Origin of the sequence: uncultured Bacteroides sp. (assembly GCF_910578895.1) — a bacterium.
GTDB lineage: Bacteria > Bacteroidota > Bacteroidia > Bacteroidales > Bacteroidaceae > Bacteroides.
The window spans coordinates 38,722-47,791 of the sequence record NZ_CAJTSC010000028.1 but is presented as its reverse complement, the minus strand read 5'-3'; the positions used below and the strand labels follow the sequence as shown (position 1 = coordinate 47,791).

Annotated in this window: 7 protein-coding genes; 5 read left to right on the top strand and 2 right to left on the bottom strand. The window is 52.8% G+C overall.

The genetic code is table 11. The features are described 5' to 3' along the window. Positions 1-39: 39 nt before the first annotated feature. Positions 40-981 (bottom strand): malate dehydrogenase, encoded by a 942-nt coding sequence (gene mdh / locus QZ327_RS08745; RefSeq protein ID WP_294618690.1) that lies wholly within the window; start codon positions 979-981, stop codon positions 40-42. 259 nt (positions 982-1,240) lie between these two features. On the opposite strand from mdh, the gene QZ327_RS08740 reads away from it, so the two are divergent. The 5 genes from QZ327_RS08740 (at position 1,241) to QZ327_RS08720 (ending at position 7,557) form a co-directional block, all read left to right on the top strand. Next, the gene (locus QZ327_RS08740) at positions 1,241-2,122 is read left to right on the top strand and encodes a hypothetical protein (protein WP_294618689.1); all 882 of its coding nucleotides are present in this window, start codon (positions 1,241-1,243) and stop codon (positions 2,120-2,122) included. A gap of 208 nt (positions 2,123-2,330) precedes the next feature. After that, on the top strand, positions 2,331-3,815 hold the full coding sequence (locus QZ327_RS08735; protein ID WP_294618688.1) for a TolC family protein: 1,485 nt from the start codon (positions 2,331-2,333) through the stop codon (positions 3,813-3,815). A 291-nt stretch (positions 3,816-4,106) separates the two neighbouring features. Beyond that, positions 4,107-5,093, top strand: a complete 987-nt coding sequence (locus tag QZ327_RS08730; RefSeq protein WP_294618687.1) for an HlyD family secretion protein — start codon at positions 4,107-4,109, stop codon at positions 5,091-5,093. An 89-nt stretch (positions 5,094-5,182) separates the two neighbouring features. Further along, a complete protein-coding gene (locus QZ327_RS08725; RefSeq protein ID WP_294618686.1) occupies positions 5,183-6,361 on the top strand; it encodes an ABC transporter permease in 1,179 nt (392 codons plus the stop codon). Then, a complete protein-coding gene (locus QZ327_RS08720; RefSeq protein ID WP_294618685.1) occupies positions 6,361-7,557 on the top strand; it encodes an ABC transporter permease in 1,197 nt (398 codons plus the stop codon). The genes QZ327_RS08725 and QZ327_RS08720 overlap by 1 nt, the downstream gene beginning before the upstream one ends. A 172-nt stretch (positions 7,558-7,729) precedes the next feature. Here QZ327_RS08720 and QZ327_RS08715 read toward each other — a convergent pair whose 3' ends face one another. Further along, positions 7,730-8,914 carry a heparin lyase I family protein gene (locus tag QZ327_RS08715; RefSeq protein ID WP_294618684.1) on the bottom strand — a complete coding sequence of 395 codons (1,185 nt, stop codon included), beginning with the start codon at positions 8,912-8,914 and terminating at the stop codon, positions 7,730-7,732. Positions 8,915-9,070: the final 156 nt, after the last annotated feature.

The window sequence follows — 9,070 nt, the reverse complement described above, 5'->3', positions numbered from 1 at the left end:
CCCCCTCTCTTTTCTTATGCTTTTCAGCCACCCCCTCAATCAGAGCGCACCTACTTCTTTCAGAGCAGCGTTAGTCTTGTGAACGGCAGCGGCGCTGGCAGCAAATTTAGCCTTTTCGTCAGCATTCAGTTCCAGTTCTACAATCTTCTCGATACCATTCTTGCCAAGGATTACGGGAACACCGATGCAAATGTCCGATTCGCCATATTCGCCTTCCAGATATACCGAGCAGGGAATCATCTTCTTCTGGTTGTGGATGATAGACTCTACAACGTATGCGCCTGCCGCACCCGGAGCATACCATGCGGAAGTGCCCAGCAACTTAGTGAGCGTAGCGCCGCCTACCATTGTGGAAGCCACCACTTCGTCCAACTTCTCTGCGCTCAACAGCGTGCTTACCGGCTGACCTTTGTAAGTGGCAAGGCGAGCCAAAGGAATCATGGTAGTATCGCCGTGGCCGCCGATAACCATGCCTTCCACTTCGTTGGCATTGCAGCCCAAAGCCTGAGACAGGAAGTATTTGAAACGTGAGCTGTCCAAAGCGCCACCCATACCGATGATGCGGTTCTTGGGAACACCCAAAGACTTCAGAGCCAGGTAAGTCATCGTATCCATCGGGTTGGAGATAACTACGAGGATAGCGTTGGGAGAATATTTCAGAATGTTCTGTGCAACCGACTTGACGATACCTGCATTCACGCCGATCAGCTCTTCGCGGGTCATGCCCGGCTTACGGGGAATGCCTGAAGTGATTACCACAACATCAGAGTTGGCAGTCTTCTCATAATCGTTGGTACAGCCTACGACAGTGGTGTCGAAGCCCAACAGCTGAGCAGTCTGCATCATATCCATTGCTTTACCCTCTGAAACGCCTTCTTTCACGTCCAGCATTACCACTTCGTCAGCCACTTCGTTAAAGGCTAACACATTAGCGCATGTAGCACCTACGTTACCTGCACCTACTACGGTTACTTTTGACATAATTTCTAAAGTTTTTTGTTTATTAGTGTTTTATAAAGTTGCTGCAAAAGTACAACGACATTCCTGATTAAGGAAATATTTCCGTAATAATTTTAGTTAAATGAAGAAAGTGACGGGTGCCGGGTGATGAGTGATTGACGATTAATTCCTATTTTTGCAGCGATTTACAATGCAGGGGCATAGACGGCAGAGGAAGAACGTCCGCACTACGCTCCGGACAACGGTATAATAATAATTAACCATTCATTAGTTATAAAAAATGACCGACAACAAGAAAAATACGCTTCAAATCGCCATCGGAAGCATTTTGATGCTGTTGCTGATAGGCGTCACCGTGTTGCTGATTTCGGAAAAACGCACCAACAACGAATTGGTGCAGGAGTTCAACCTGGAGAAAGAAGACCTGGAGAACCAGTACACCGACTTCGCCAAGCAATATGACGAACTGAAGCTTACCGTTTCGAACGACTCCCTCTCCGTGCTGCTGGAGCAGGAGCAACTGAAGACACAACGCCTGCTGGAAGAACTCCGCACCGTAAAAAGCACCAACGCCGCCGAAATACGCCGACTGAAGAAGGAACTTGCCACGTTGCGCAAGGTGATGATAGGCTACATCAACCAGATAGACTCCCTGAGCCGCCTCACCAACCATCAGAAGGAAGTGATAGCCGATGTCACCCGCAAGTACAACGCCGCTTCGCAACAAATCAGCAGCCTTGCCGAAGAGAAGAAAAACCTGGATAAGCGGGTGACGCTCGCCGCCCAGCTGGATGCCACGAACATCAGCATCCTTGCCACCAACAAGCGGGGCAAGCAAGCCAAGAGGGTGAAAGACGTCGTCAAACTGAAAATCGACTTCACCATTGTCAAGAACATAACCGCCGAAACCGGCGAACGCACCCTCTACGTCCGCATCACCAAGCCGGACAACGATGTGCTGAGCAAAAGCGCATCCAACACCTTCCCTTACGAAAACCGCGAGCTGGCATACTCCATCAAGAAATACATCGAGTATAACGGCGAAGAACAACATGTAACGGTCTATTGGGATGTCGAAGAGTTTCTCTATGCGGGAAACTATCGGGTAGACATCTTCTCGGGCGGAACACTGATAGGTTCCCGGTCGTTCAGCCTGGACTAAGAGCCGCCCCCGACAACTCCCTCAAATGAAAGCCCGGTGAAACAAACCTTTTTCTCCTTTTTTCTGTTATATTTAGCATCCTGAAGCAACAAAAGGGCACAATTATTTTGCAATATCGCTAAAACCCTATACTTTTGCATCGTTGTTTATGCAATTATTGTTACTTTACAAAACAATACATTCACAATGTTTCTAATGTATAGATATAATGAAAAAGTTCTTCTGTTTCATCTACTTGACCAGCCTGATGCTGCCGGTTGCCGCACAGGATGCCTTGAGTTTGGATAGTTGCCGTGCATTGGCCATCGCCAACAATAAAGAGCTGCTGATAAGCCGTGAAAAAATCAAGGCGGCACATTATCAGAACAAGGCGGCATTCACCAACTACCTGCCCAAGATTTCCGCTTCCGGCGGATACATGCGCAACCAGAAAGAGTTCTCCTTGCTGAACGATGCGCAGAAAGGCGCAATCGGCTCCATAGGGACCCAAGTAAGCGGCGCGTTGCAAAACGGCATCCAGGGCATACTGGCGCAACATCCGGGACTGGCGCAGAACCCGCAATTCATGGCGCTCGTACAGTCATTGGGCAACATAGACATCGCCACCCCGCTGAATGGAATGGGGCAATCGCTTGTAGACGCCTTCCGCACCGACACGCGCAACATGTATGCCGGCACGCTGACCCTGACCCAGCCGCTCTACATGGGCGGCAAGATACGTGCCTACAACAAGATTACCAAATATGCCGAAGAGCTGGCACGCCAGCAGCACAACAGCGGCATGCAGGACGTCATCCTCAGCACCGACCAGGCATACTGGCAGGTGGTGTCGCTCGCCAATAAGAAGCGGCTGGCGGAAGGCTACCTCGAACTGCTGCAAAAACTCGAAAGCGACATAGACAAGATGATTGCCGAAGGAGTGGCAACGAAGGCGGACGGGCTGTCGGTAAAAGTGAAAGTGAACGAAGCCGAAATGACCCTGACCAAAGTGGACGACGGCTTAAGCCTCTCCAGGATGTTGCTATGCCAGTTGTGCGGCTTGGACCTCGGCACGCCCGTGACCCTGGCAGACGAACAGGAGAAAGACCTGCTCCCCGTTCCGGCAGCGAACGGCAGCATTGATATAAATAATGTATACGCCACGCGTCCGGAAGTGCGCAGCCTGGAGCTTGCCACACAAATCTACAGGCAGAAAGTGAACGTCACGCGTTCGGAGTTCCTGCCGTCCGTAGCCTTAGCAGGCAACTACATCGCCACCAACCCTTCCGTATTCAACAGCTTCGAGAACAAGTTCAAAGGCATGTGGAACGTAGGCGTCATGGTCAGCGTCCCCCTTTGGCATTGGGGCGAGGGAATCTACAAGGTAAAAGCCGCCAAGTCCGAAGCCCGCATCACCCAATATCAGCTGGACGATGCCAAAGAGAAGATAGAGCTGCAAGTCAACCAATCGGTTTTCAAGGTAAACGAAGCCGCCAAGAAGCTTGTCATGGCAGAAAAGAACCTGGAGAAGGCAGACGAGAACCTGCGCTATGCCACCCTCGGATTTGAGGAAGGAGTGATACCGGCAAGCAATGTGCTCGAAGCACACACAGCCTGGCTCTCTGCCCAATCGGAAAAGATAGACGCACAGATAGACGTGAAGCTGACGGAAATCTATCTGAAGAAGGCGACGGGGGAGTTGGGAAGGAAATAATTTGGAATTTTGAATTGAGAATTAGAAGTTTTGAATTGAGAATTTTGAATTAGGGATTTTGAATTAGGGATTTTGAATTAGGAATTGAGGGTTAAGGTTCGGAGGGTTAAAAGTTGACGTTTAGCGTTCTAAAGTTGAGGTTTAGTTCCGTAAAGTTGACGTTTAGCACGACAAAGGTCAACTTTAGGAAAACAGGAGTTATCCCTCTTTAATCCGTAATCCGCAACTCTAAAATTTGAAATTTGAAATTTGTAACTCTAAACTCTGAAATCTAAAATTTAAAATCTAAAAATGGATACAAAATCACAAAACACCAACATGTTACTGGCGTTCCTCACCCTGACGGGAGTAATCGCCATCGTTGCCCTGGTAGGTTTCTTCATGCTGCGCAAAGGACCGGAAATCATACAAGGCCAGGCGGAAGTAACGGAGTACCGCGTATCGAGCAAAGTGCCGGGACGCATCCTGGAATTCCGGGTGAAAGAAGGACAAAGCGTGCAAGCCGGAGACACCCTTGCCATCCTTGAAGCCCCCGACGTAGAAGCCAAACTGGAGCAGGCACGTGCCGCCGAAGCCGCCGCACAGGCACAAAACGAGAAGGCGCTGAAAGGTGCCCGCCGGGAACAGATACAGGCAGCCTACGAAATGTGGCAGAAAGCGCAGGCAGGACTTGCCATAGCGGAGAAGTCGTACAAACGCGTGAAGAACCTGCACGACCAGGGGGTGATGACGGCACAGAAGCTGGATGAAGTCACCGCCCAGCGCGATGCCGCACAAGCCACCGAAAAGGCGGCGAAAGCCCAATACACCATGGCAAAGAACGGCGCCGAGCGCGAGGACAAAGCCGCCGCGGCAGCCCTGGTGGAACGCGCCAAAGGAGCCGTTGCCGAAGTGGAGTCATACATCAAGGAGACTTACCTGATAGCCCAAACCGCCGGCGAAGTCTCCGAGATATTCCCCAAAAGGGGCGAGCTGACAGGCACCGGCGCACCCATCATGAACATCGCCATCATGGAAGACATGTGGGTCACCTTCAACGTGCGCGAGGACCTGTTGCAGGAATTGGGCATGGGCACGGAGTTCGAAGCCTTCGTCCCCGCACTCCGCAAGAACGTCCGCCTGAAAGTGTACTACCTGAAGGACCTCGGCACATACGCCGCCTGGAAGGCGACCAAACCCGCCGGACAGTTCGACCTGAAGACATTCGAAGTGAAAGCATCGCCGCTGGAGAAGGTGGAAGGACTGCGCCCGGGAATGAGTGTGATATTGAAACGATAACGAAAAGACATGAAAAAAGCAAAGGGAGTTCACAAGCATAACAACGAGGGATACCACCCAAACATAAGAGATAAGGAAATCAGACAATCATGAAAAAAAGCAATCCACATAGAGCATTATGGACGGTGATGAAGCGTGAGTTCCGCCGCCTCGTTTCGCGCCCGCTATACCTGTTCTGCATGGTGATAGCGCCCCTGTTCTGCTACCTGTTCTTCACAACGCTGATGGACTCCGGACTGCCCACCGACATGCCCGTGGGCGTGGTGGACCGCGACATGACCGCCACCTCGCGCCAGCTGGCACGCAACCTCGACGCTTTCGGGCAAACGGCAGTCGTAGCCCGCTATCCCGACATCGCCGCCGCACGCACCGCCATGCAGCAAGGAGAAATCTACGGCTTCTACTACATCCCCGAAGGGACCGGAGCCAAGGCGCAGGCACAGCGGCAGCCCAAAGTCTCTTTCTACACCAACAACACGCTGCTCATCGCCGGCTCGTTGCTCTTCAAGGACATGAAGATGATGAGCGAGCTGGCATCGGGAGCCGCCGCACGCAGCGTGCTCTATGCCAAAGGCGCCACGGAAGAGCAGGCGATGGCATTCCTGCAACCCATCGTCATCGACACCCACGCGCTGAACAATCCCTGGCTGAACTACTCCGTGTATTTGTGCAACACCTTTGCCCCGGGCATGCTGATGCTGCTTATCTTCATGATAACCGTCTACTCCATCGGAGTGGAAATCAAGGAGCGCACCGCCCGCGAATGGCTGCGCACGGGCAACAATTCCATCTGGATTTCCCTTGCCGGGAAACTGCTGCCTCATACCGCCGTGTTCTTTCTGATGGGCATATTATATAATGTGTACCTGTACGGCTTCCTACACTTTCCCTGCAACAGCGGAATAGCGCCGATGCTGCTTGCCACGCTCTGCCTGGTGCTGGCATCGCAGGGCATGGGCATCCTGATGATAGGCACCCTGCCCACGTTGCGGCTGGGACTGAGCTTCGCTTCCCTGTGGGGCGTGCTGTCGTTCTCCATGTGCGGGCTCTCTTTTCCCGCCATGGCGATGCACCCCGTGCTGCAGGCGCTTGCCAACCTGTTCCCCCTGCGCCACTACTTCCTTATCTATGCAGACCAGGCGCTGAACGGATACCCGATGATATATTCCTGGACCAACTATGTGGCGCTGCTTATCTTCATGATGCTTCCTTTCCTGGTGGCAAACAGGCTGAAAGCGGCATTGATATACTATAAATATTTACCCTGATGAAACAACCGACCTTCAAACAGAAAGTGGCACAAGGCATACACGACCTGTTCTACGTATGGAAGCAAGAGTTCCGCACCACCTTCCGCGACCAGGGCGTGCTGATATTCTTCGTGCTTGTCCCGCTGGTTTACCCGCTGATATACTCTTTCATCTATACCAACGAGACAATCCGCAAGGTGCCCGTCGCCGTGGTGGACCACTCGCACAGCTCGCTGAGCCGGGAGTATCTGCGGAAAGTGAACGCCAGTCCGGAGACGGACATCGTGTCCTATTGCGCCGATATGGAAGAGGCAAAACTCATGCTGAAAGAGCGCAAGGCATACGGCATCATCTACATCCCCTCCCACTTCAGCGACGACATCGTCCGGGGCAAGCAGACGCAGGTCAGCATCTTCTGCGACATGAGCGGGCTGCTCTACTACAAAGCATTGCTCACCGCCAACACCAACGTGTCGCTTGCCATGAATGCGGATATCAAGATGGAACGTGCCGGCAACACCACCGCCCGCCAGGACGAGCTGACCGCCTACCCCATCGAGTACGAAGACATAGCCCTCTTCAATCCGGCAAACGGGTTTGCCGCCTTCCTGATACCCGCCGTGCTCATACTGATTATACAGCAGACGCTGCTGCTGGGCATCGGGCTGTCTGCCGGAACGGCACGCGAGCAGAACCGCTTCAAGGAGCTGATACCCGCCGACCGCCACTACAACGGCACGCTCCGCATCGTCATGGGGAAAGGGCTGAGCTATTTCATGGTCTATTCGCTGGTGGCGGTGTACATCCTCTGTGTGGTTCCCCGCCTGTTCAGCCTCAACCAGATAGCCATTCCCGGTGTGCTCACCCTGTTCGCCCTGCCCTATCTTGCCGCCTGCATCTTCTTTGCCATGACGGCATCCGTCTTCATACGCAACCGCGAGACCTGCATGCTGCTGTTTGTCTTTACTTCCGTGCCGCTGCTGTTCCTGTCCGGCATCTCGTGGCCGGGATCGGCGATGCCCGGGTTCTGGAGGTATTTCTCCTACCTCTTCCCCTCCACGTTCGGCATCAACGGCTATGTGCGCATCAACAGCATGGGAGCCACGCTCAACGAGGTGGCTTTCGAGTATCGGGCGCTGTGGTTGCAGGCAGGCATCTATTTCCTTACGACGTGCGCGGTATACAGGAGGAGGGTTAAGAATTTTGAATTATGAATTATGAATTTTGAGTTGTAAATTAACCTGAGTTCTGAATCATGAAGTGCACCCCAAAAGTTTTTTGTCTAACTTTTGGGGTGCACTTCAATTGCAGGAAAATGTTTTTTGGGGAGAGGATGTCCGACATATCCCCCCCATAATTCAAAATTCAAAATTCATAATTCATAATTCAAAACTCCCCATACCCCGCCAAGTTATAGCAAACCGGCACGGTGCTGTTGCCCACGCGATAGATGCCGAACTTGAAGTAATAGCCGTCATCGTCGTTGCGCCCTATCAGGATTTCCTCGTTGTCCACGATATGCTTCTCTACGGTCTTCTTCTTGTCGGCATACGCCATCCGTACATCCAGTTTGCCCGGCTTCACGATGGTTTCGGTCTCCTTGCCATACACGGTCCAGTCGATATGGATACGGAAAGTCACCCAGCAATCTTTGGGAAAATCGGCAAAAGGCATCTTATAGGCTATCGTGGAAGCCTTGTAGCGTGAGGTGACAGGCTTCATCACCGGCGTCTTTTCCGGATTTGCGTTGCAGCGGTCGGTCTTGTCGGTCAGCCAGCGGCGGTCCGAATTAGCCTTGATGTAGAACCAGCCGCCGGAAAACCCGAATGCCAACGGCGGATAGCCGCCCTGCTCCACCAGCCAGCCGTTCTTCTTGCCGGCTTTGTAGACAGGATTTCCGTTTTTGTCCGTCACCGGGCGTCCCTGCTTGTCCAGCCTTGCCACCTTTTCGTATCCGGTGTCTTTCTTGAAGATAGTGGTCTTATCCAGCTCTACAAACTCGTCGATGGAGATTTTCTTCACTTCGCCTTCCGGGGTCTGCACCAGCGTGCGGTCGGGCATGCCGTGCCATTGGGCGAAGATGGTGCACACGCTTGCATCCAGTGCGGAGGGGATGTATACGGAAAACTCGTAGTCGCGCGACGCTCCCTGCGGGCAGATGCCCTTGCCGTGGTGATAGACGGTTTTCGTAACCTGCGCTTTCGGGTAAGCGTCTGCCGGCAAGGCGGCAAAGTCCGCCGCCGTGGCGTAGCAGTAAGAGAACTCGGCACGGCCTTTGGTCTCTCCCTGGGCATAGCCTTCCAGCGTGTTGTCTTCCTCGCGCAGTTCGAAGCGGTAAGAGGGTTTACCGTCGAACAGGCGAGTGAAGTCGCGCCGGATGGCATGCTTCTTTTTCGTGCCGACAGCCACCCAGCAGCCGTCTATAATCTGGTTGATACGCGCCGAATCGGCTTGGACGTTCACCCGTTCGGTCAGGGGAACCAATGCCCCGGCGCCTTTGGTCTGTGCGGTGAGCGTTGCCGCGCACCCTGCTGCCATTGCAATGCAAATAACAAAAATGTTTTTCTTCATTTTACTTCATATTACGGTTCTTTCATTTACAGGAGTCAGAGGGAGCCGGAAGGAGTTATCGCCCTTCGGGTCCAGAGTTAAAAGCCAAACTACACAATCACTGACATTATGCGCACAAAAGTACGAAAGTTCCCCTTCACCCCTGCCCATATTTGT

What these genes read in the sequence shown, in the direction of transcription:
- mdh (WP_294618690.1), bottom strand. Translation starts at nt 981, where the DNA reads ATGTCAAAAGTAACCGTAGTAGGTGCAGGTAACGTAGGTGCTACATGC.
- QZ327_RS08740 (WP_294618689.1), top strand. Translation starts at nt 1,241, where the DNA reads ATGACCGACAACAAGAAAAATACGCTTCAAATCGCCATCGGAAGCATT.
- QZ327_RS08735 (WP_294618688.1), top strand. Translation starts at nt 2,331, where the DNA reads ATGAAAAAGTTCTTCTGTTTCATCTACTTGACCAGCCTGATGCTGCCG.
- QZ327_RS08730 (WP_294618687.1), top strand. Translation starts at nt 4,107, where the DNA reads ATGGATACAAAATCACAAAACACCAACATGTTACTGGCGTTCCTCACC.
- QZ327_RS08725 (WP_294618686.1), top strand. Translation starts at nt 5,183, where the DNA reads ATGAAAAAAAGCAATCCACATAGAGCATTATGGACGGTGATGAAGCGT.
- QZ327_RS08720 (WP_294618685.1), top strand. Translation starts at nt 6,361, where the DNA reads ATGAAACAACCGACCTTCAAACAGAAAGTGGCACAAGGCATACACGAC.
- QZ327_RS08715 (WP_294618684.1), bottom strand. Translation starts at nt 8,914, where the DNA reads ATGAAGAAAAACATTTTTGTTATTTGCATTGCAATGGCAGCAGGGTGC.